This is a genomic window from Corynebacterium sp. MSK297 (assembly GCF_030232885.1).
Taxonomy (GTDB): Bacteria; Actinomycetota; Actinomycetes; order Mycobacteriales; family Mycobacteriaceae; genus Corynebacterium.
This window is the reverse complement of record NZ_JASPGD010000001.1, coordinates 123,416-145,472: the sequence shown is the minus strand read 5'-3', so window position 1 is coordinate 145,472 and position 22,057 is coordinate 123,416. Positions and strand designations below refer to the sequence as shown.

Below are 22,057 nucleotides of genomic sequence, written 5' to 3'. Positions count from 1 at the left end.
TAATGGGAAACAAGATGACAAAAAAATCCTGGAATAATATTTCTGTAGGCCGCGAGAGCTCCCAAGCTCACGAGGAGCTTCTGCAGGCGGCATTCAAAGATAATGAACCGCAGGATTCGCTGCCTATCAGCGATGCGGATTCTGCCTTCAGCGCAGCATACGATTCGACTCACGATTCGCCTATTGCTGGAGTCGACCAAACAGACCTCCACACGGGCGACAGCAATGTTCCGACTACCGGTGACATGGACTTGGCAGAGCGTAACGCGTTTCGTCGTGTCACGCGTGAAACCACCATCCGGACTGAGGACACTACCGATGGCTATGAGGTGGAATACCGAAAGCTTCGCCTGGAACAAGTGATCTTGGTTGGGGTCTGGACTGAGGGGACCGTCGCAGAATTGGAGGCGACGTTGGAAGAACTGGCGGCGCTGGCAGAAACTGCAGGCGCTGATGTGCTGGAGATCTTGTACCAAAAGCGGGACTCGCCGGATTCAGGCACATTTATCGGCTCGGGTAAAGTTCAACAGTTGAAATCTCTGGTGCAAGAATACGGTGCCGATACTGTGATTTGCGATGGTGAGCTTAACCCCGGGCAGCTCACGGCTTTGGAACGCGAGCTTGATACCAAGGTCATTGACCGCACGATGCTAATTTTGGATATTTTCGCCCAACACGCAAAGTCTAAAGAAGGTAAAGCGCAGGTCTCGCTTGCGCAGCTGGAATACCTTTATACGCATACGCGTGGTTGGGGCGGTAGCTTGTCCCGTCAGGCTGGTGGTCGCGCTGGGTCCAACGGGGGTGTGGGTTTGCGTGGCCCGGGTGAAACGAAGATTGAGACTGACCGTCGCCGCATCCGCGCGGAGATGGCACGGCTGCGCAAATCTCTGGCAGGAATGAAAACCGCACGAGAGATAAAGCGGGCGCGTCGGCAAGATTCCTTGGTGCCGCAGATCGCGATCGCTGGGTATACCAACGCCGGCAAGTCGTCGTTGATAAATGCGATGACGGACGCCGGAGTATTGGTGGAGGACGCTCTATTTGCGACTTTGGACCCGACCACCCGGAAGGCCCAGCTTGGCGACGGTCGCAGCGTCGTCTTCACCGATACTGTCGGATTCGTGCGACACTTGCCGACGCAGCTGGTGGAGGCATTCAAATCGACATTGGAAGAAGTCCTGGCGGCTGATCTCATGTTGCATGTTGTGGATGCGGCAGATCCATTCCCGCTGAAGCAGATCACCGCCGTGAATAAGGTTATTCGCGATATCGTGGAAGAAACTGGCACACCCGCTCCGCCGGAGATCATTGTGCTGAACAAAATCGATGCGGCGGACCCGTTGGTGCTGGCTGAAGTTCGCCACGTACTCGATAACGACAATGTTGTTTATGTTTCCGCGAAAACTGGCGAAGGCATCGCCGAGTTAAGCGGCAGAGTAGAATTATTTTTGAATTCTCTGGATACCCGCGTGGTGCTAAAGATTCCGTTTACGCGTGGTGATCTCGTCTCCCGGGTACATGAGTACGGTACCGTGCACAGTGAAGAATACACTACAGAAGGCACTGTACTCGATGTACGTTTACCTGCAGTGATGGCCCAAGAGCTTGCTGAGTTCGCATCCGATTACCATGAGGCTCAGGCTGCCAGCAATAATGTCTCAATGTGAGTACTTCGATTGGCTGGACGTTACACGGTGACGGCAAGACAATAAATAAAGGCGCGGTGGTTGCGCCTGATGAGCGGCTTTCATGGCCCCGGACCATTGGCATCGGCATTCAACATGTCTTTGCGATGTTCGGGGCTACTTTATTGGTGCCGACTCTCACCGGGTTTCCGGTTAACACCACGTTGCTATTCTCCGGCGTGGGAACGATGCTGTTTTTGCTCATTACCCGCAACAAATTGCCGTCTTACCTCGGTTCGTCATTTGCTTTTATCGCACCCCTGGTCGCTTCGCAGCAGCATGGCATTGCTGCCCAGCTGGGTGGGATTTTTGTTACCGGTATCGTTCTGATGCTGGTGGGCCTGCTGGTCAAAATAGCTGGCCGGGGAGTTATCGATGCAGTGTTGCCACCCGCAGTCACAGGCGCAATCGTCGCTTTGATCGGGCTTAATTTGGCTCCGGCCGCAACCGAGAATTTCCAAACCCAACCACTGGTGGCTGCGATCACCTTGGGCGTAATAGTTGTGACTACGGTAGCTGGCCGCGGCATGATCAGTCGGTTGAGCATTTTGATTGGGGTAGTCGCTGGATGGATTTTTGCGGTGGTAACCGGAAACGTCGATGCAGAAGCCGCGTAAGCAATCGAAGATGCACCGTGGATGGGAATCCCGGAATTCCACACCCCGGAGTTTCACTTTTCAGTGGTGCTGACGACGCTTCCAGTGTTGGTGGTGCTGATTGCCGAAAACGTGGGGCACGTGAAAGCGGTCTCCGCGATGACCGGACGCAACGTGGATCATTTGGCAGGTGATGCGTTGCTTGCCGATGGTTTAGCGACCACGCTGGCCGGTGGAGCTGGTGGCTCTGGTACCACCACGTATGCCGAAAATATTGGTGTCATGGCCGCGACCAAGGTATATTCCACGGCCGCGTATTGGGTTGCTGCAATCGCGGCGATTGCGTTGGCATTCATTCCGAAGTTTGGTGCGCTGATTTTCAGTATTCCGGTCGGTGTTTTAGGCGGTGCAACATTGTTGCTTTATGGCTTGATCGGCATGCTGGGTGTGCGAATTTGGATGGATAATAAGGTTAATTTCAATAACCCCGCGAACCTGACGGCTGCGGCTATCGCGTTAGTAGCTGGAATCGGGAACCTCACCCTTCCGATTGGTCCAGTGGAGCTCGAAGGCATTGCATGGGGTTCCGTGGGCATTATGGTGTTCTACCCAATTATGCGCTGGCTATACGAGCGCGTTGGGGAAGGCCAAGGTACCCAGCACACACAGAAATAAAACGCAGAATCCACGCGCAGTCGCTGCGAAGGTGAGAAGCTATCAAACGCAGAGCGACAAATAACCTTTAGCGCTCTACGACGACGACTTCTACGCCGTGTTGTCGTAGTGCGGTGACAAGCGAAGCTGGTGCCGCAGAATCGGTGATTAATACGTCGATATCTCGGATGGTGCCGAAGCTGACGAGGTAATCGCGCCCGAGTTTGCTGGAGTCACACAGCACCACCACTTTATGAGCATTCGTCATGAATGCGGTTTTAATTGCGGCTTCTTGTGTATCTGCAGTCGATAACCCGTGTTCGACGGTAAGTGCGTCGGTGCCGATGAACGCTACATCGGCACGTTTGAGCGCCAAAGAGCGTAGTGCTGTTGGGCCGACGATAGATTGGGTCATGCTCCGGACGGTTCCGCCGAGCAATTGCACGTTGTGTAAGCCGTAAGCAGCAAGGTTCAATGCGCCAGGCAGGCTATTGATCACAATCTCTAGATTGGCGGCGTGCTCGGTTTGACCAAGAAAATCTGCCAAAGAATTATTTGTGGTGCCAGCGCCAATGAATACAGTGCCATGGGAAGGCACGAATTGGAGTGCAGCGGTTGCGATGGCAAGTTTGGCCTCTGTGGCTGACCTGTTGCGGTCCGCCAGAGGAACTTCCGAGGTCTGGTAGTTATGCGCGGCTCGTGCGCCGCCGCGGACCCGGTGCACAGCGCCGATTTCGTCTAGCGCCGCAAGATCTCTACGTATGGTTTCGGAGGTCACAGAGAACCGTTCGGCTAGTTCTCCGACCTTAACCCACCCGTCTACCGCGGCGAGTGAGGCGATATGGCGGCGCCGTTCTTCGGCGTACATTCTGCGTGCAGGGTCCTTTCTGCCGGTTTGAGTAACGTAAGAGTGGATCAAATGCGCAGCTGCTGCGGTAGTTAAAGCTTACGCATGACGGAGACAACTTTGCCCATGATCTCGGCTTCATCGCCTGGAATAGGGCTAAAAGAGTCATTGTGTGGCAGTAACCAGATGCCTGATGAATCTCGGTGAAATTCTTTGACTGTGGCTTCTTCGCCATCGAGTAAAGCTGCGACGAATTCCCCCACTTCAGCGACCTTTTGCGAACGCACCACGACCCAGTCACCATCTAAAATCCCGGCATCCTTCATGGATTCACCAACAACCTGCAGCATGAATAGATCCCCGCCGCCAACAATCTCTTCTGGCATTGGGTAATAAGAATCGATATTTTCTTCCGCGGTAATAGGTGTACCAGCAGCGATTCGACCCAAAACTGGGACATAACAATAACCTGAGGCGTCGGTTGGTGCCTCTGGGTTTTCTGCAGTTTTGTTGCTGCTGGGGCGTTTGCCCGGCTTTTTGGTCTCGGGCATGTTGCGCACGATCATCGCACGTGGCTTATTGGGATCGCGTTGGAGGAAGCCTTTTTCTTCCAGCTGTTTTAACTGGTACGCCACCGATGAGGTGGATTGCAGCCCTGCGGTATCTCCGATTTCGCGAATGCTTGGCGGATATCCGCGCAGCATCACGGCGTCGCGGATGACTTCCAGAATTCGACGCTGCCGGTGGCTAAGTTGTTCAAAGGTGGGCTTCGGCGCTGAGGATGTGCGTGGACGCGGCATAGATAGCTCCTAAGTCGAGTTGTTAGCAATGTTGTGGCATATGCTTACACTATGGTGTAATTCACATGCTTGGTACCGAACATACGTGAGAAATTACCTCTGCGTGGCAATGAGTTTTAATGACTAGTCTAATGCAAGCGTTAATCGAACACAATTACTAGTACTGCGAATGGGTGTGACAGTCACGGCTTATTGTGCTTTCAGATTGAGTACATAAATCATTCTGAAAGGAGCGTGAATCTTAGTTATGCTGCACATTCATCGTCACCATCACCAACGACATCGACATCGGCGTTGCCAATGCCAACTGCTGTGCCAATCTCAGTATGGCCACCGCCAACAGAGCCAGCACGGCCTGCCGCGCTATAAACGTGTACGACCAGCACAGGCCTCCAGCGGATCTGTGGGGAGCACCGCTCCGACGGCTGCTGAGTGGGAGCCACAACCAGTCCGGGCAGGCACTGCGCAGGAAGTAATTTATGCTCTCCAGCCACTGCCCTGCATAGCTGATTATGCGAACGGTGGAAAATGCAACTCTGCCGCCGTAAACAGTGTTGACAACGATGAATTATCCGTAGGTAGCACTGGGGCAGCGTCCCGTACGTCCGCAATTATTGTCTCGTACGTGTTAGGTGCGATACTAGGGGTACTGATGGCCGGCGGCGTTCTGCTCGGGGCGAGTTAGTGCTGTCGGTGGGGGATGCGGTGGTGATCATTAGAGCACCCCGTGCATCACACTCTTTGCGCTATGACGCCAGAAATTTTGCCAAACACAATCTTTTTACCGACTACATGCTGTTATATGCAGTGAAGGAGCTTTGACGAGGCCGTGTACTGTCCATTCTGTCACCACGAACAGTCCAGAGTCGTCGATTCCCGTTTAGTTGATGGCGGTGTAGCCATTCGGCGTCGCAGGGAATGCACGGAGTGCCAGGGACGGTTTACTACTGTGGAAAAATCCGTGTTGTTGGTGGTCAAGCGCAATGGTCTGACAGAGCCGTTTTCTCGCGATAAGCTGATACGCGGTGTGCATCGGGCATGCCAAGGCCGTCCGGTGACTGAGGACTCACTGAAGCGACTGGCACAGCAAGTTGAAGAGACTGTGCGTGGGCACGGGAGCTCCCAGGTTGATGCTAATGCGATTGGCTTAGCCATCCTCGAGCCGCTGCGAGAACTCGATGAGGTTGCTTATTTGCGTTTCGCCTCGGTGTATAAGTCCTTCGACAGTGCACAAGATTTTGAGTCTGAAATTCGACTGATGCGCCGCCGGGAGCGCGGAGACTAGTTGGCGCGTAAGCTCAATGCCGTAAGCTAGTTAGGAATTTTTCCCAAGGCTGTCCACTGCCTTACGAATCCGACGGGCAGAGACGGGATGTGCCGTGCCCAACCGCTGGGCAAACAAGCTTACTCGTAACTCTTCAATCATCCAGCGAATTTTTGTCACCGCGGGAGACTTTTCCGCTCCTGCAGGCAGGCGTCTGAGGCGATTACGTACATATGCCAGACAATCGTCAATGACGTCTTGCCGTTCACCGTCTTTGTCTGGGTTACTGGACATATCGTCTAATCGGATCTCCATAGCTTGCAGATATCGCGATAGATGGCGCAACTGAGAGATCCCGTGGATACTGACTGCATTTTTCGGCAATAAGAATTCCAACTGGCCGCGCATATCATCAATGGCGGGACCTTCCCAGTTCTGCAACTCGTCGGCAAGCTTAGAGTAGCGCACCAAACCCGGAGCCAACGTGACCACTGCTTGCCGCACCTCGCGCGGTAGCTGCTGCCCGATGGCGTTTTTCAGTTTCTCGAACTCAGCTGGGCTGCGCACCGGACCACCGTGTGCTACCAGCAGGTCTCGTAACGCGGCAATGCGTGCATCAGAGATCAGACCATCGGCACCACCATGAGGATAATGATCCACGGTCACGCGTTGCTGCAGGGGTAAACCATTGATCATTTTTTGAGTATTCACAGTTAAATTACGCAGCAGTAGCGTCAACGTGGCAGTCATCATCGCTGAATCTGCTGCAGCAGGCGTCGGGTAGTACTGCACAGTCAACCCACGCTCGCTTATCGTCAAGGCTGGGTATGCCGTGACGGTGTGCTGATCAACCTCGTGCTCAATTGAGGCGGGGATTGTTCCCAGGTTTTCTGCCGTCCAGGAAGCAACGTAGGTGCGCGCTGATTGCTGTTGTGGTCTCGCGTGTGACTCGTGTGGAGAGTGCTTGTGCTTATCCCGGACCTTGTTTTCGACTTTTTTGGTGATTGAAGCACTAATTTTGCTGGCTTGGCGCTCTTGCAACGCACGGAGATCTTTATCAGCATCGATGATAATTCCACGCTTATCGATGGCCGCAAATGTCATTTTCAGGTGCGACGGTAGTTTTTCCCACGAAAAATCAGCGGCGTTAATACCGCGTGCACCTAATTTCTGGAATGCCCCAGCTACTTGCTGCAACAAATTAGATTCATAGGGCAACAAGTGCTCCATAGCCCGGGCAGCAAAATCAGGTGCGGGTACCAGGCTGCGGCGCAGTGCTTTGGGTAAGCCACGAATTAACTCAGTAACCAACTCTTCGCGGAGACCAGGAACTAGCCATGCGAATGGTCCTGGATCAACGCTAGCCAACATCGGTACTGGAATGTTGACCGTGACGCCATCGCGGCGGTGTCCAGGCTCGAACATATAATCCAGCTCCAAGTCCAGACCAGCATGACGCCAATGGTCCGGAAAATCCTGTTCTGTGACAGATTCAGCCCCGTCAGTGAGCAGATCAGCCGGGTCAAAATCTAGTAGATCTGGTTGTGTGCGGCGGGCTTTTTTCCACCAACCATCGAAGGCTTTCGAGTGGGTGACAGAGTCAGGCAACCGTTGATCATAAAATTCGAACAGTGCGTCTTCATCCGCGATGATGCCGCGTCGACGAGCCTTTTCTTCGTATTCACCCGCTGCAGACAATTTTTCTACATTGTCGTGGAAAAATTTGTGGGAAGTTTTCCATTCCCCGGCAATCAATGCGTGCTGGATGAACATTATGCGCGCAGCTTCTGGGTCTACGCGGTGATATGAGATGGCTCGGTCAGCTATGATCGGCACGCCGTACAGCGTGGAGCGTTGTGTTGCCATCGCCGCACCGCGTTTATAAGACCAGTGCGGATCTGAGTAGTGGTGCTTGAGCAGTGAGTGGGCGGCGGTTTCGACCCATGCTGGCTCGATGGCGGCGACCTCGCGTGCGAATAGTCGTGAGGTTTCTACTAATTCAGAGGCCATCACTAATTCTGGTGGCTTTTTTGCTACCCCGGACCCCGGAAAAATGAGGAACTTCGTGCCGCGTGCTCCCTGGAATTCTGCAGAGTCGCTGATGCGTGCACCGATATTCGATAACAACCCGGTGAGCAGCGCACGGTGTATTGCAACAGAATCACCTGCGAACTTTCCATCGGCCATTCTGATACCGCCGTGTTGGCCGTCAGACCCACCAGAGAGAGTCCACCTCATATCACGAGCGATATCTTGCAATTGGCGCACCAAATCAAACCATTCGCGGATGCGCATGAAATGCAAAAATTCTTCCTTCATGCGTTTGCGGAATTGGTTACCTGATAACTCTGCTTTCCGTTCCGTGATATAGCCCCATAAAGAGAGCAGGCTCAAAAAATCACTCGTGCGCGAACGAAAACGAGCGTGGGCTTGATCCGCTTGTTGTTGGTGCTCCAGCGGGCGCTCACGCACATCTTGCAGTGTCATTGCTGCAACAAGAACTATCACTGGCTGTAAACATTCGAGCTTTTCCGCTTCCACCAGCATGCGTGCTAAGCGTGGGTCCACCGGTATACGAGCAAGCTGCTTACCAATCGTGGTCAATCGTGGTGCGGTATCAGCGGATCCAGATGAGCTGTGAGATCCACTAGACCCGGCAAGCTCGATCGCATCGAGTTCGTCGAGAAGCACCAGGCCGTCGCGGACTGCTTTCGGCTCCGGCGGTTGCACAAACGGAAAGTCTGCCACAGGGCCGAGCTTGAGCGAGGACATCTGCAAAATGACACTGGCCAAGTTGGTCCGCAGAATCTCTGGATCGGTAAACTCCGGGCGGGAAGCGAAATCTTCCTCGGAGTACAGGCGAATCGCGATACCGTCGGCAATTCGTCCGCAACGCCCGGCGCGTTGGTTGGCACTAGCTTGTGAGATCGGTTCGATCGGGAGGCGCTGCACCTTGGTGCGTGTGGAATACCGAGAAATACGTGCTGTGCCGGAATCAATTACATAGTGGATCCCTGGTACCGTCAATGAGGTTTCTGCAATATTGGTCGCTAAGACAATCCGGCGCTTGGAATGCGGTGCAAAAACTCGGTGTTGTTCCTGATTCGATAACCGTCCAAACAGCGGCACGATTTCTACCCCGCGCCACCGTTTTTTCTCTAAGGCATCTTGGGCATCCCGAATGTCTCGCTCACTCGGCAAAAAGCACAAGATATCACCGCTGCCTTCGGACAGAAGCTCCTCCGCCGCCGTACACAAACCATCTACTGGCTCAATAGCTACCGTTTTGCCATCGACGTCGATTTCCAGCGGCCGGTAGCGCACCTCTACGGGGTAGGTGCGGCCGGAAACTTCGATGATCGGCGCAGGTTGGTTCGTTTGTGGGTCCCGGAAATGCTCGGCGAAACTCTCCGGATCGATGGTTGCCGAGGTAATTATCACCTTGAGATCCGGACGCTGCGGCAATAGTCGTTTGAGGTAGCCGAGAAGAAAATCGATATTCAAGCTACGTTCGTGAGCTTCGTCGATGATGATGGTGTCATAAGCGTACAGCTTCGGATCGCGCTGCAGTTCCGCTAGCAAAATACCGTCGGTCATCAATTTTACGGAGGTGTTCTTGCCGACGCGATCGTCAAAGCGAATTGCGTAACCGACAGATTCACCGATGCTTTGGTCAAGTTCATCGCTAATGCGTTCGGCGACGGTACGCGCAGCCAAACGACGCGGCTGCGTATGTCCAATTAGGCCATGGCGGCCGCGGCCTAACTGCAAACAAATTTTAGGAATCTGAGTGGTTTTACCAGATCCCGTCTCACCAGCAATAACCACTACTTGGTGGTTGTCGATTGCTGTGGAAATCTCGTCGACGCTGCGGCTAACCGGTAATCCTTCAGGAAAGTTAATATCTGGTAGCCCTTGTTCGATCGCTGGGATAATTGCGGCAGCTTTGTCCAAGTCTTTGGCTATCGCACGCAGTGCTTTGTCTGCTTTTGCCTTGGACAGCCGTCGGCGAAAACGGTGTTGATCGGCATAGCGTAATTGGTCGAGCCGTTTGTACAGCTCGCGTTTACGTGGAGCGTCAGCGTGGTAATCGGAATTCATGGTTGCGGAATTTATGGATGTGGAAGTCTGCTGAGTGGGGTGATGTGTGGGGTGATGTGAATTAGTCATGGTGATAGCCCTAGTTTAACCGTCGCCAGTCTGGTAAGCCTAACTCTTAGGGCAACTCTGTACCATGGGTAACGGTAATGATTTTCGTCAGAAAGACAGGTGCATCACGATGACAACTCCTTCACATGGTCGTAGCTCAGATGACGACGACCAGGACAACAACAATCCCTCGCAGCAGCCGTATTATCCGCCGAGCGACCATCCTGAAGATCGGTCTGACTTCGGTTATCAAGGCGCAGAGCAGGCCGCTTATGGTGCTTACGGAGACCTCAGTGAAAACGGTGGCAACCATTCTGCAGAAGGCTACTCGCAGTCTGGAGTGCATCCCGGCGCGGGGGCAGGCACTGGCAAGATCAACATTTTAGCAGCAGTGTCCTGGGGTTTTTCTGCCACTTTCCGAAACGCGAAGTTGTGGATCGTGTTGGGGCTGATTGGTCTGCTGGCGATTATCGGATCATCCGCGATTTCCTTCGGGGTATTGACCGTGACCGCCGATTTAGATGCTGCTAACGAACAGGAACTGCAACCGTTTGGGGGCGTAAGTGCTGCAGAAAGCATGGTTTGGGTGGCTGTCGTGCTGATCAGCTTGGTATTGACGCCGTATATTTATCGTTTGGCGCTTTTCCAGGTAGATGACCCTGCGACAGGGTGGGGTCATTTGTGGAAAGACACTCCGTTGTTGCGCACCCTGGGGGTGATGATTGTTGCCGGGATCGTGAGCGGAGTCGTGTATTTGCTGACGATGGTGCCTTTGAATCAGGCCTTGGAGGAGTTGATAGATCCCGATCGCAGCGTTGCTACATCCGCGGTGATTCTCGTGGTGCTGGGCTTCGTAGTGATGCTCATCTGGTCCGTGTTGAGCATGTTCATGGTATGGGCAGCAGTTAGCGGTCAGTTTGGCTTTGGTGAGAGCTTGAAAACCGGATGGAATATCGGAAAGAGTAATTTTGGAAAGCTCTTGTTATTCGTGATCGCATTCCAACTCATTGCTCCAATTGCAATTTTGCTTACGCTCTTGCTTGGCTTTATCGTCATCTTCCCGGCATATACCTTGATGCTTGCACACATGTTCCGCCAGGCAGTCGGCACCACATCTCACTAGGCAGTCAACCAAACAAAACAAACGATTAGAAACATCTAGCGCAGCGACGCGCTGCGCCCGGCGTGGGGGACTTGCAAATCCTGCGCACGGTCGACCGCCTGGTGAAATGCCCGCTGCAAAATTTCACCGAGTGCGTCAAAATCGTCGCCACGAGAACTTGAGGCGCGATAAACCAAGCCAATGGTGCGGTCCGCCTGCACGTGATCTGCGAAATTCGCGACCGACAACCCTGGCTTGCGGCACTCGGCATCAAGCGCGGATTCCGGCACCAACGTGGCCCCAAACCGTGCGACAACCAACTGCATAATCGTCGTCAATGAGGCAGCGCGCGTGACCCACGAGTTTTGCGATTGTGGCTGCCGATCCACGCGCCGACACAATTTCAAAATCTGGTCACGCAAACAATGGCCGTCGTCAAGCAACAATAATTCGATCGAGTGCAAGGCATCTAAGCTCAAGTCTGCACGCCCGGCCAACTCATGATCCTCGTTGACCACCAGAGCCATATTCTCTGTATACAAAGGCTGCTCTACGAATGCAGAGACATCGGTCGGCAAAGCAATCATCGCGACATCAATCGAGCCTTCACGCAATTGCTGTAATAAATGAGTGGTTTGCTCCTCTACAATGTGGAGCTCCAGATACGGATAATCCTCAGCAGTCGCGCGCAAGACATCAGGCAAAATATACGGGGCAACAGTAGGGATGATGCCAAGGGTGAGCGGCCCATCCAACGTACCTGCAGAACCGCGTGACTCCGTGACGAATAACTCTGCAGCTTGCAATGTCGCCAATGCATAAGGCAGGAGTTGTTTGCCGGCAGCGGTGACGATAACTTTTCGGGTGGAGCGCTCAATGAGCTGAACCCCCAATCCCTGTTCCAACGTCACCAATGCCTGCGACAGTGAAGGCTGCGAGATGCCTAACTTTGTGGCTGCGGTACCGAAGTGTCGGTTCTCGGCAACCGTCGCAAAAGTGCGTAGCTGTGACAGCGTCGGACTAAACTCCTTATTAGACATAACTATAATTTTATCGAATAACTAAGAAGACAGCTATCAATGGACCGTCTCGAGATGCATTACCATCTGCACTACAGGGCAATATAAAGACAGAGGATTATATGACTCGCGCAATCGTAGTCGGTGCCGGAATGACCGGGCTGTCGACAGCATGGTACTTGCAAGAACACGGCTACGACGTCGAAGTCATCGACAGAATCGGCGTGGCTGGAGGCGCATCGTGGGGCAATGCTGGTTGGCTCGCGCCGGGTAAAACCATCCCGCTGGCGAATTCCAGCTTGTGGCGTTATGGCCCGACAGCGTTGTTGGATAAAGACGCAGCGTTGAGCGTACCCACGCGGATTGACCCGAAGTTGTGGTCATTTGTCGCCCAGTTTATGGCACGCGCTACTCAGCGAGCATGGGATAAAACCATGGCTGCACTGACCCCCATCGATAAAGCTGCTCTCGGTGCCTATGATGAATTGATCGACGGCGGCGTTGATGCGGTGACTCACGAGAAACCGATTATCGCAGGTTTCGAAAACGACAGAGAAGTTGCCGGCGTCATCGACGAGATTGCGGGTGTGGTACGCCATGGTCAAGACGTCCCTTTCGAGAAACTTCCGCGTGCTGAAGCTACCCGGTGTGCACCGATCTTTTCCGAGCGCGTTGAATCCTTTTATAAGATTGGTGGACAGCGGTTCATCGAACCGCAATATTTCTGTCAGGCAATCGCAGAGGCAGTCACTGCCCGCGGCGGGGTGATTACCACCGGCGTGGAGGTCACCGAAGTCCAATCCACCAGGCAGCCCATCGTGCAGCTGTCCACCGGTGAGTGGAAAACTGCTGATGTGGTAGTTATCGCTACTGGCGCTTGGTTATCGGGCTTAGCCAAGAGTTTAGGTGTGCGCACCATGGTCCAGGCTGGCCGTGGATACTCGTTCACCGTTAAACCAGAAGTAGAAACCAAATATCCGATATATCTGCCGGAAAAACGCGTGGCTTGTACACCGGCGCCAACCCGCGGTCGTTTCCGAATCGCTGGAACCATGGAATTTCGTGGACCGGATGAGCCGTTTCAGCCCCGGCGCATAGAATCCATCATTGACGTCACAGCCCCGATGTTTACCGGCATCGACTGGGACGACATCGAAGATGCCTGGGTGGGTTCCCGGCCAGTAACCCCAGACGGATTGCCACTCATTGGGCGTACCCAAGTACCGAATGTGTATACGTGTGGCGGCCATGGCATGTGGGGAGTGGTGTTGGGGCCGATCTCCGGTAAACTGCTGGCAACACAGATTGCGACGGGCGTAACTGATCCCATCCTCACGCCGTTTGATCCACTGCGCTAGAGCGATTTTTGCCACTGGGACGGGGCCGGTTTGTCACCGTGATCAGGTGAGCTACTAGGAATGCATCCGTCCCAGTCGCGGTTTAGCGCTCGATGCGTAGCTCCCGAAGCCGAACCTCACCGGCAGCATCACTGGCATCGAGATCTACCGTTGCCACGAATTGGAAATCGTTATTTCCTGCTGGGTCTTTGATGATTTGGCGTACTGGCCACAAGCGGGAACGGGCTGAGGCATCCAGGTGGAAAAATTCTGGTCCGCGCGCTTCTGGGCCGGTATCCAGGTCGGTATATTCCTCGAAGTAATCGTCGAGAGCATCGCTGACATCTGGGTAATGTTCCAGATAATCCAGAAGCTGCTCGAGCCGCTCTTCCCGCTCTAGCGCAAACAGCTGCACTAGGCGGAACATATAATTGCGCACCATGATTTTTAGAGCCCGCGGATTTGCGCTTAGGGCAGTCGGGTCTTCTACGCCAAATGCTAGTTCGTGATCCACACGTTCTTGTGAGACTGGTGCGTCATCATCAGTTATCGTGGCCCATTCGTCGACAAGCGAAGAATCTACCTGTTGGATCAGCTCGCCGAGCCAGACGATGATGTCGGAAAGCTCCTCGGTTTTAGCCTCTTCTGGTACCGAATGGCTCAAGGTGCGCCACGCATCAGTGAGGTAGCGCAGCACTACGCCCTCTGAACGCGCAAGGCCATAAGTAGCGATGAGGTCGGAAAAAGTCATGGAGTTTTCGATCATGTCGCGCACGACGGACTTCGGAGAGATATCGAATTCGCGGGCCCACGGGTGTCCCTGACAATAGGTGTCAAACGCGTCGTCAAGCTCTTCACGGCGAGGCATCGGCCAGGTAATTTCCTCGACGATTTTCATCCGCTCGGTGTAGTCGATGCCGTCGGCCTTCAGCGCGTTAATTTCTTCGCCGCGCGCAAAAGACTGCTGGGCTTGCAACAACTGACGTGGATCGTCCAAGATTGCTTCGAAGGTAGAAATAATATCCAACGTGTAGGTCGGCGAGTCCGGATCCCATAACCCGACGGCAGCCAGAGCGAATGGGGCAAGCGGCTGGTTGAGTGCAAAATCCCGCTGCAATTCCTCAGTCAGGTGGTAGCGTCGACCGTGTTCATCGGTGCCGTTGTTACTGGTCGGCTTGTCGACGATTCCCGCATTGCGCAGCCCGCGAAACAGGGAAGTGGCCGCCAGAACCGACTGGTTTTGCTGGGCTCGGGTGTCGTGGTTCGTGCGAATGAGATGCTTCATGTGTTCGTAAAGGTCACCCGGACGCGCGATGACGTTCAACAACATTGAATTGCTCATGTGGAACTGACTGCTCAGCGGTTCCGGTTCCGCATGGATGAGGCGTTGGTAGGTTTTTTCCGACCACGAAACTTCACCATCCCGTGGCGCTTTTTTCTTGAGCTTCTTTAGTTTTTTCGGATCATCGCCTGCTTTTCGACGCATCTTAGCGTTTTCGATCTCAAATTCAGGTGCCAGCACGACGACGGTGCCTTCGGTGTCATAGCCGGCACGACCAGCGCGGCCTGCGATCTGGTGGAACTCGCGGGATTTGACGATGCGTTCGCGCCTGCCATCGAACTTTGCCAATCCGGTCATCAGCACGGTACGGATTGGGATATTGATGCCGACCCCGAGAGTGTCGGTGCCGCAAATGACTTTCAGCAAACCAGTCTGTGCAAGTTTTTCCACCAGGCGACGGTATTTTGGCAGCATACCCGCGTGATGCAAGCCAATGCCGCGGCGCACCATCTTCGATAGCTGTTTGCCGAAAGTTGTACTGAACCGAAAATTTCCAATCTCGTCGACCATGCGCTGTTTTTCTTCCGCGTTCAAAAACGAGGTTCCGGTTAATGATTGCGCTTGTTCGGTGGCTTTACGCTGGGAAAAATGCACCACATAGATCGGCGCTTTGTTGTCTTCGACGAGATGAGAAATCATCTCCTCGACCGGAACGAATTCGTAGCTAAAGGACAACGGGACTGGCCGGGTAGCACCAGAAACCACAGTGGTGGTGCGCCCGGTACGCTCGGTGAGATCAGCCCGTAGCCAATCCACATCACCGAGGGTGGCCGACATCAAAATAAACTGTGCTTGCGGTAGTTCTAGGAGCGGAACTTGCCAAGCCCATCCGCGATCTGGTTCGGAGTAGAAATGGAACTCGTCCATCACGACCTGATCAATCCGGGCATCTTTGCCGTCACGCAACGCAATATTCGCAACAATTTCGGCGGTGGCGGCGATAATCGGGGCGTTACCATTAACCGTGGCATCACCAGTCATCATGCCGACGTTTTCTGGGCCGAATACCCCGCACAAGGCGAAGAATTTCTCGCTAACTAGTGCTTTAATCGGAGCAGTATAAAACGAGCGTTTGCCCTCCGCAAGGCAGAAAAAATGCGCGGCGGTGGCAACCATGGTCTTACCGGAGCCAGTGGGCGTCGACAAGATCACGTTATCTCCAGCTAAAGCCGCGAGACTGGCTTCCTCTTGAGCGGGATAAAGCGAGATATTTTTCTCTCGAGTCCACCGCAGGAAGGATTCCCAAATGGATTCTTCCAACAAAGAGGAAGGTACTTCGGAGAGATCTGGGACTACGTCGTTGAGATTCACAGCCTCCACCGTAGTCGATGTGCCACGACGATTAGTCCTTGTCAGAATCCCCAGCGTCTGGGTTGTCTAAGGAATCAAGGAATTGCTCAAATGACGCACCGATTTCATCACCCGTAGGCATATTTTGCTCGCCAGGCAAAATGGCTTGGGGGTTTTGCTCACGGTAGCGCTCCAAGCCTTCATCGAACTGTTCTTCTAGGCCTGCGACCAGCGACTGAACCTCGTCAGCTTGCGCGACTTGTTCCTCTAACTGATGGCTGATGCGTTGGATATCGTATTCCAAGCTGCCCAGCGGGAAATCCAATTTGCTTACGCTAGCTACCGATCGCAACAAGTTATAGGTTGCGAGCGGATATGGCGAAGAAGCCAGGTAGTGCGGTACATGCGCCGTATAGCCAGCCACATTGCGTCCACGCTTGTGCAATGCGCGTTCCAAGTAAAGGGCGGCGGAGCCAGGAACCATTAACTTTTGATCCCAGGAAACCAGGCGGTCGATCAGTTGCTGGGAATTTCCGTGGCCAGAAATCGTCATCGGGCGGGTGTGCGGCACGGTCATCGGCGCTGCGTACAGACAAATAGTCTGTTCTACGTCCAATTTTTCGACCAGGTCAGCGACAGCTTCAGTGAAGCCGTTCCACCGCAAGTCTGGTTCTGGGCCCGACAGCAATAAAAATGGCTTGCCTTGGTTATCGCGCAACACCTTCATATCAATATCGGTGTCGTCAATTTCGACGGGCTGATTGTTCGCGATAGTTACCGCCGGGCGCCGCGAGCGGTAATCGATCAATTCATCAGAATCGAAGGTGGCTACTGGTCGATGGTCTAATGCCGAAACGAGGTGGTCAGCCGCAGCTTCCACTGCCATGCCCGCATCTGCGTATCCATTCAACGCCACCACCAACGTGGGGCGGTCACCAGATTTGCTCCCCATATCTGGTGCTGGGTATTCAAGTTCGTACATGTCGCGTGCATCGTCATACATTGGCGCACCTCCTCATTGCATTCTATCGCCGATGACATACCAATGGCACGTCGGTGGGCCTCTTGTGTATTAACAGCCGTCGATGCCAGCTTATTCCCTGTGCATTCGAACGGATTCTTGATCCTCATCTGGATCTAACCGCAACCTCCGATAGCTTGGTCCTGTGGAGAACCGAGACTATCCACAGGTTGCGGGCTCTCGTTCATTCGTGGTCTGGAAAACAGTGGTGGACACTCCGATACTGGTCATCATGAGTCAGCAAGGAAGAAAATACCGCACCGCTCGAAACAATCCGAGACAGCAGAGAATTCCCGAGCAATCGGCGAATTTTTCAGCTCTGCTTGACTTGCACCCTGGTGAATTGATCGCGAATATCCCGGGTCTATTAGGTTTTTACCCTGAAGAATCCCTGGTTGTTCAGGGATTCTATTCGAAACCTGATGGAAATGCGGAGATCGGCCCTACTGTTCGTGTGGATTTGTCTGCGGAGTTACCGTGTACAGAAATTATCAGGTATCTCGATAATGCGGAGTGTTCATTCTACCTCGGATTTATCATTACGGCAGAGGCCAGCGTTGATCCAGGTCCAGAAGGAATCTCCGGGCGGCAACATCGAGAGTGGTATCGATCGCTCACTGAATCGATGGGCGCAGATAGCTCAGCCCTACAGGCTTGTTGGATCGTGGATGAGACCAGGCAAGGCGCGAACTATCACCTATTACTTGACAGCACCGCTGAACAGGATAGTTCGGGCTCAGGATGCTGGCAGAGCGGGGAGGTAGCGTCAGTTACTGCTGCTCCTGCTATGCGGCCGTGGAGACAGCGTAATGAATTGCCAAGTCTGACACGGCGTGAAGCATTTGCGTATTTATTGGGTGATGATCCGGATCGGAGCGAAGCAGAAAGAGCCGAACGTACTCGCCGAGTGCAATGGATCGCCGATGCTCCAGGCGGGGTATTAGGATACGCTGCAAGAGATGCCGATGATTTGTTGGCGGGAATTTCCTACAATGAACTAACAGCTGAGGACCTGCAAAAAGAAGAAGACATCCTGGAAAAGGTAGGAACGTGGTTGTCACGTACCAGCTTACGGGATGAAGTCTTGGAGCCGATGGTGTCCAATCCGCTTCCGGCACAAGAGCTCCTCATTGCTACGGCACGGAGCCTTACCGGCAAACCGCGCGCCAATGCGCTCGCGATCCTGGCTGTGGTATTTCTGGAGCTTGGGAAAAACTTGAATGCGAGTCAGGCGCTGACCGAGGCACTGGATGAAGACCCTGGGCATAATTTAAGTCAGTTATTATTCGCCGCGATTAGCGCACGTGCAGAAGAAACTGCTTTAGCAGCTATAAAGCAGGGTATTCAGGGACGATGACTGGGATGCGAATGGGCACTAGGGCCCAAGTTACGCGTGAATTCCCAGGCATCATGGACTATTGTCGGCAAATCAGTGTGTTGAGGCATCCAACCCAGCTCGTGACAAATTTTGCTGGACGATGCGATGAGCGTCGCTGGGTCGCCCTCGCGACGCGGAGCTGATTCTGCAGGAATTGGGTGCCCTGTGGTTTCGCGTACCTGTGAAATAACTTGCTGCACCGAATAGCCGTCACCAGATCCTAAATTATAGATCCTGTGCGATCCGGCCTTATTAGATTTCAGTGCCAGAATATGTGCCTCAGCCAAGTCCCTGACATGAATATAGTCGCGTACCGCTGTCCCGTCGTCAGTAGGGTAATCGTCGCCGAAGATCATGATCTTTTCACGATGCCCGAGTGCTACTTGCAAAACCAGAGGAATGAGGTGAGTTTCTACTGCGCGGTTTTCACCAATCGTGCCATAGGCTCCGGCGACATTAAAATAACGCAGGGACGTTGCTGCTAATCCGTGTGCACCCGCATAAGAACTAATCATATGGTCGATGGCAAGCTTGCTTGCACCATAAGGGTTAGTGGGAGCAGTCGCTGCAGATTCGAGGATCGGGACTGAGTCAGGTTCACCGTAGGTCGCGGCAGTGGACGAAAAAACGAGATTGCGTACGTCGTGCGCGCGCATGGCATCAAGCAGATGCAGCGAGGTGACAACGTTGGCGTGCCAGTATAACTCTGGTTGTGAGACCGATTCACCAACGAGGCTACGTGCTGCGCAGTGAACCACAGCATCAATGTCCCGGGCGCTGAGTGTTTCCTCGATTACTTGTGAAAGCTCACCTTCCACTAAGTGTGCTGCCGACGGAACCGCGTCGCGGTTTCCGGTAGAGAAATCGTCAACGATGGTGACATCGTGACCGGCTTCAATAAGGACGGCACTGCATACGCTTCCGACGTATCCAGCGCCGCCAGTGACCAACACGCGCATGCCTAATTCGGTTCCCTTTGCTTAGTCTCAGTCGTGGCGATGATCGGGCACATGCACAAACCAGCTATTAATTAGGCTGAGGTGCATTAATCAGTAGCAATACGGACGGCGTGACCAAGGGTTTCGTTCAAGACCACTTTCGCCCCATTCTCAGCGGTAAGAATGACAGAATGGCCATAGTTAATCACGTTGACTTTGGCGCCAACGACGATGCCAGCATCGGTGAGTTCGCGAAGACGATCGCCCTCGACTTGGAGAATCTCGTTGATTTGCGCTACGGTACCCTCGATTTCCTCTTCTTCTGGGAGATCAATGGCACGAGCAACCTTAGGTAGCGATGAAGTTTCGACACCGAGCTCCTCTAATGCCGGAACCGGGTTACCGAATGGGGAGCGGGAACAATCCTGCAAAATCGAGGTCACGCGACGCTCGACGTTGTCGCTCATAACATGCTCCCAACGGCAGGCTTCTTCGTGCACGTCGTGAATATCGACGCCGAGTACCTCGGTAAGAAGCAATTCCGCTAGGCGGTGCTTACGCATAACCTTGGTGGCTAATTCACGACCGCGAGCGGTTAAATCTAGGCTGCGGTCTGGGCGTACGTGCAGCAAACCGTCGCGTTCCATGCGCGCGACGGTTTGCGAAACCGTAGGGCCAGACTGCTCTAAGCGTTCAGCGATACGAGCACGGAGTGGGGTAATGCCTTCTTCTTCCAGCTCATAGATAGTACGCAGGTACATCTCTGTTGTATCGACTAAGTCCCTCACTGTGGGAAACCTTCCTGTTAATTCGTCTAATGCCTGTGGGTCATTCTAGCGCACAACGAAGGTCTGGCATAGAACTACCAGACCTTCAATGCTGCCGTGGTGAACAGCAATAACAGTTACCTATTGTGCATATTCACGAAGTCGATCAGCGCGATGGCCGTCGCGCAGCTTGGCCATCACTTCGCGTTCGATCTGGCGGACACGCTCGCGAGAAAGTTCGAATCGGCGGCCAATCTGGTCCAGGGTCCGTGGAACGCCGTCGTCTAGGCCGTAACGTAAACGAATGACGTCCTGTTCCCGTTGCTCCAAGGTGCCAATTACATCGCGGATATCGGAGTGGCGTAGTGAGGCGACAACCGCCGATTCTGCATCCGTTGCCTCTGCGTCCTCAATGAAATCACCCAATGGTGCTTCTTCGTCAGCGCCAACCGGCATATCCAACGAAACTGGATCCCTGGATTGATGCAAAAGCATTTCAATCTTGTCTTCCGGTATTCCGGATTCTTCTGAAAGCTCTTCGTTGGTAGCTTCGCGGCCCAATGACTGGTACATCTCTCGCTTGATGCGGGAAAGCTTGTTGACCTGCTCGACGAGGTGGACTGGAAGCCGGATGGTGCGTGATTGGTCGGCCATACCGCGAGTGATCGCTTGCCGAATCCACCATGTGGCATAAGTGGAGAACTTAAATCCCTTGTCGTAATCAAATTTCTCCATGGCGCGAATCAGCCCGAGGTTGCCTTCTTGGATGAGATCCAAAAGTGGCATTCCACGACCGGTGTAACGCTTCGCCAAGGAGACAACTAGACGCAAGTTGGCTTCTAATAGATGGGAGCGAGCTTTTTTGCCTTGTTTTGCAAGCACCTTAAGGTCACGCTTTTTGGCGCGGGTTAAGTGTTGTTCCGGGTCATTCAATAGATGCTGCGCATATAGGCCGACCTCAATCTGTTGAGCGAGTTCAATTTCGTCATCTGCAGTGAGTAAATCGGTTTTGCCGATTCCATTGAGATAAACGCGAACCAAGTCCGCGGACGGATTGTCGTTGGTGTGGCCACGACGGGAGCCGCGATCCTGCTCTTCTTCGTCAAATTCTTGCACGGGAGCGGTTGTCACTGTGATGGCCTCCTCAAATTGCCGATTACATAGCTAATAACGACTCACCGAGTGAAGTTGTTCCCAGTACCATTGCAGGGGTAGTAATCGGGGGTAGCTTCCTGTGGGTACCCAGGGTTTTCCGGTATGTAGGCAGATCATTCTGCTGGCGTTGGCTAACTACTCGTGGGCTTTACTGTTATGCAACGTCTTTATGTTTCCACGAGGACGGTAAAAGGGCCTTGATTCACCGAGGATACTTCCATCATCGCGCCGAAACTGCCAGTGGCGACATCGAGTCCCCGTTCGCGAAGATCTGCGACGATCTTGTCGATGACGGGTTTTGCCAATTCTGCTGGTGCTGCCTGAGCCCAGGAAGGACGCCGTCCTTGTGCAGTTTGCCCGTACAAGGTGAATTGGCTGACGACTAAAATCGGCGCCTCAAGATCTAGTGCAGATTTCTCGTCAGCCAAGATGCGCAACTCGGCGATTTTTTCGCCATCTTTTTCCACGACGCGTTGTTGGCATTGTTTTCGTCACTGGGTTCGCCACTGGATACGTCTTCGGCCCCGACACCGACAAGAGCCAAAATACCGCCGGTATCTTCCGCTTTAATGTTGCCGACAATCTCTCCATGTACGGTGACTTTGGCTTCTGAGACACGGGTTAATACTGCTTTCATGCTGTCCTTATCTCGCTTGTCCAGGAAAAATTTGGTGGTTTTGCTATGTATTAACGATGTATGGTTGCTTCCAATA

Annotated in this window: 15 protein-coding genes and 2 pseudogenes; 6 read left to right on the top strand and 11 right to left on the bottom strand. The window is 53.5% G+C overall.

Annotated features, from left to right (window positions below):
• The first annotated feature begins 14 nt into the window (after nt 1–14).
• Both hflX and QP888_RS00675 read left to right on the top strand, forming a co-directional pair.
• Complete coding sequence (gene hflX, locus QP888_RS00680) at nt 15–1,667, top strand: GTPase HflX (protein WP_284811445.1); 1,653 nt, start codon at nt 15–17, stop codon at nt 1,665–1,667.
• Nucleotides 1,664–2,956, top strand: a pseudogene (locus QP888_RS00675) (uracil-xanthine permease family protein). Before hflX ends, QP888_RS00675 begins: the two are co-directional and overlap by 4 nt.
• Before the next feature lie 67 nt (nt 2,957–3,023).
• On the opposite strand, the gene QP888_RS00670 reads toward QP888_RS00675, so the two are convergent.
• The 3 genes from QP888_RS00670 to QP888_RS00660 form a co-directional block, all read right to left on the bottom strand.
• Nucleotides 3,024–3,803, bottom strand: a complete 780-nt coding sequence (locus QP888_RS00670; protein ID WP_284811443.1) for a DeoR/GlpR family DNA-binding transcription regulator — start codon at nt 3,801–3,803, stop codon at nt 3,024–3,026.
• A 71-nt stretch (nt 3,804–3,874) separates the two neighbouring features.
• On the bottom strand, nt 3,875–4,582 hold the full coding sequence (gene lexA / locus QP888_RS00665) for a transcriptional repressor LexA (protein WP_284811441.1): 708 nt from the start codon (nt 4,580–4,582) through the stop codon (nt 3,875–3,877).
• A 245-nt stretch (nt 4,583–4,827) separates the two neighbouring features.
• Nucleotides 4,828–5,025 (bottom strand): hypothetical protein, encoded by a 198-nt coding sequence (locus QP888_RS00660; protein ID WP_284811439.1) that lies wholly within the window; start codon nt 5,023–5,025, stop codon nt 4,828–4,830.
• Nucleotides 5,026–5,411: 386 nt separating this feature from the next.
• Here QP888_RS00660 and nrdR point away from each other — a divergent pair, with 386 nt between their 5' ends.
• The gene (nrdR, locus tag QP888_RS00655; protein WP_284811437.1) at nt 5,412–5,867 is read left to right on the top strand and encodes a transcriptional regulator NrdR; all 456 of its coding nucleotides are present in this window, start codon (nt 5,412–5,414) and stop codon (nt 5,865–5,867) included.
• Nucleotides 5,868–5,897: 30 nt separating this feature from the next.
• Here nrdR and hrpA read toward each other — a convergent pair whose 3' ends face one another.
• A complete protein-coding gene (hrpA, locus tag QP888_RS00650; RefSeq protein ID WP_284811435.1) occupies nt 5,898–9,947 on the bottom strand; it encodes an ATP-dependent RNA helicase HrpA in 4,050 nt (1,349 codons plus the stop codon).
• Nucleotides 9,948–10,125: 178 nt separating this feature from the next.
• Here hrpA and QP888_RS00645 point away from each other — a divergent pair, with 178 nt between their 5' ends.
• Nucleotides 10,126–11,118, top strand: a complete 993-nt coding sequence (locus QP888_RS00645; protein WP_284811433.1) for a hypothetical protein — start codon at nt 10,126–10,128, stop codon at nt 11,116–11,118.
• A 35-nt stretch (nt 11,119–11,153) separates the two neighbouring features.
• Here the strand turns inward: QP888_RS00645 and QP888_RS00640 are convergent, their stop codons facing one another.
• Nucleotides 11,154–12,137, bottom strand: coding sequence for a hydrogen peroxide-inducible genes activator (locus tag QP888_RS00640; RefSeq protein ID WP_284811431.1), 984 nt, complete (start codon nt 12,135–12,137; stop codon nt 11,154–11,156).
• A gap of 101 nt (nt 12,138–12,238) precedes the next feature.
• Between QP888_RS00640 and QP888_RS00635 the strand changes: the two genes are divergently transcribed.
• The gene (locus tag QP888_RS00635; protein WP_284811429.1) at nt 12,239–13,474 is read left to right on the top strand and encodes an NAD(P)/FAD-dependent oxidoreductase; all 1,236 of its coding nucleotides are present in this window, start codon (nt 12,239–12,241) and stop codon (nt 13,472–13,474) included.
• 82 nt (nt 13,475–13,556) lie between these two features.
• On the opposite strand, the gene QP888_RS00630 is transcribed toward QP888_RS00635, so the two are convergent.
• Together QP888_RS00630 and QP888_RS00625 are read right to left on the bottom strand one after the other, a co-directional pair.
• Complete coding sequence (locus QP888_RS00630; protein WP_284811427.1) at nt 13,557–16,106, bottom strand: DEAD/DEAH box helicase; 2,550 nt, start codon at nt 16,104–16,106, stop codon at nt 13,557–13,559.
• Between the two features lie 31 nt (nt 16,107–16,137).
• Nucleotides 16,138–17,088, bottom strand: a complete 951-nt coding sequence (locus QP888_RS00625; RefSeq protein WP_284811425.1) for a PAC2 family protein — start codon at nt 17,086–17,088, stop codon at nt 16,138–16,140.
• Between the two features lie 223 nt (nt 17,089–17,311).
• Between QP888_RS00625 and QP888_RS00620 the strand changes: the two genes are divergently transcribed.
• Nucleotides 17,312–18,463, top strand: coding sequence for a DUF4192 domain-containing protein (locus QP888_RS00620; protein ID WP_284811423.1), 1,152 nt, complete (start codon nt 17,312–17,314; stop codon nt 18,461–18,463).
• On the opposite strand, the gene galE is transcribed toward QP888_RS00620, so the two are convergent.
• The 4 genes and pseudogenes from galE to dtd form a co-directional block, all read right to left on the bottom strand.
• Nucleotides 18,451–19,443: a UDP-glucose 4-epimerase GalE gene (gene galE, locus QP888_RS00615; RefSeq protein ID WP_284811421.1), complete on the bottom strand. Its 993-nt coding sequence runs from the start codon at nt 19,441–19,443 to the stop codon at nt 18,451–18,453. The two genes, QP888_RS00620 and galE, sit on opposite strands and share 13 nt — an antisense overlap.
• An 86-nt stretch (nt 19,444–19,529) precedes the next feature.
• Complete coding sequence (locus tag QP888_RS00610) at nt 19,530–20,210, bottom strand: metal-dependent transcriptional regulator (protein WP_284811420.1); 681 nt, start codon at nt 20,208–20,210, stop codon at nt 19,530–19,532.
• 120 nt (nt 20,211–20,330) lie between these two features.
• Nucleotides 20,331–21,320 carry a sigma-70 family RNA polymerase sigma factor gene (locus tag QP888_RS00605; protein ID WP_018119693.1) on the bottom strand — a complete coding sequence of 330 codons (990 nt, stop codon included), beginning with the start codon at nt 21,318–21,320 and terminating at the stop codon, nt 20,331–20,333.
• Nucleotides 21,321–21,511: 191 nt separating this feature from the next.
• Nucleotides 21,512–21,981: pseudogene (dtd, locus tag QP888_RS00600) on the bottom strand (D-aminoacyl-tRNA deacylase).
• Between the last annotated feature and the right edge of the window lie 76 nt (nt 21,982–22,057).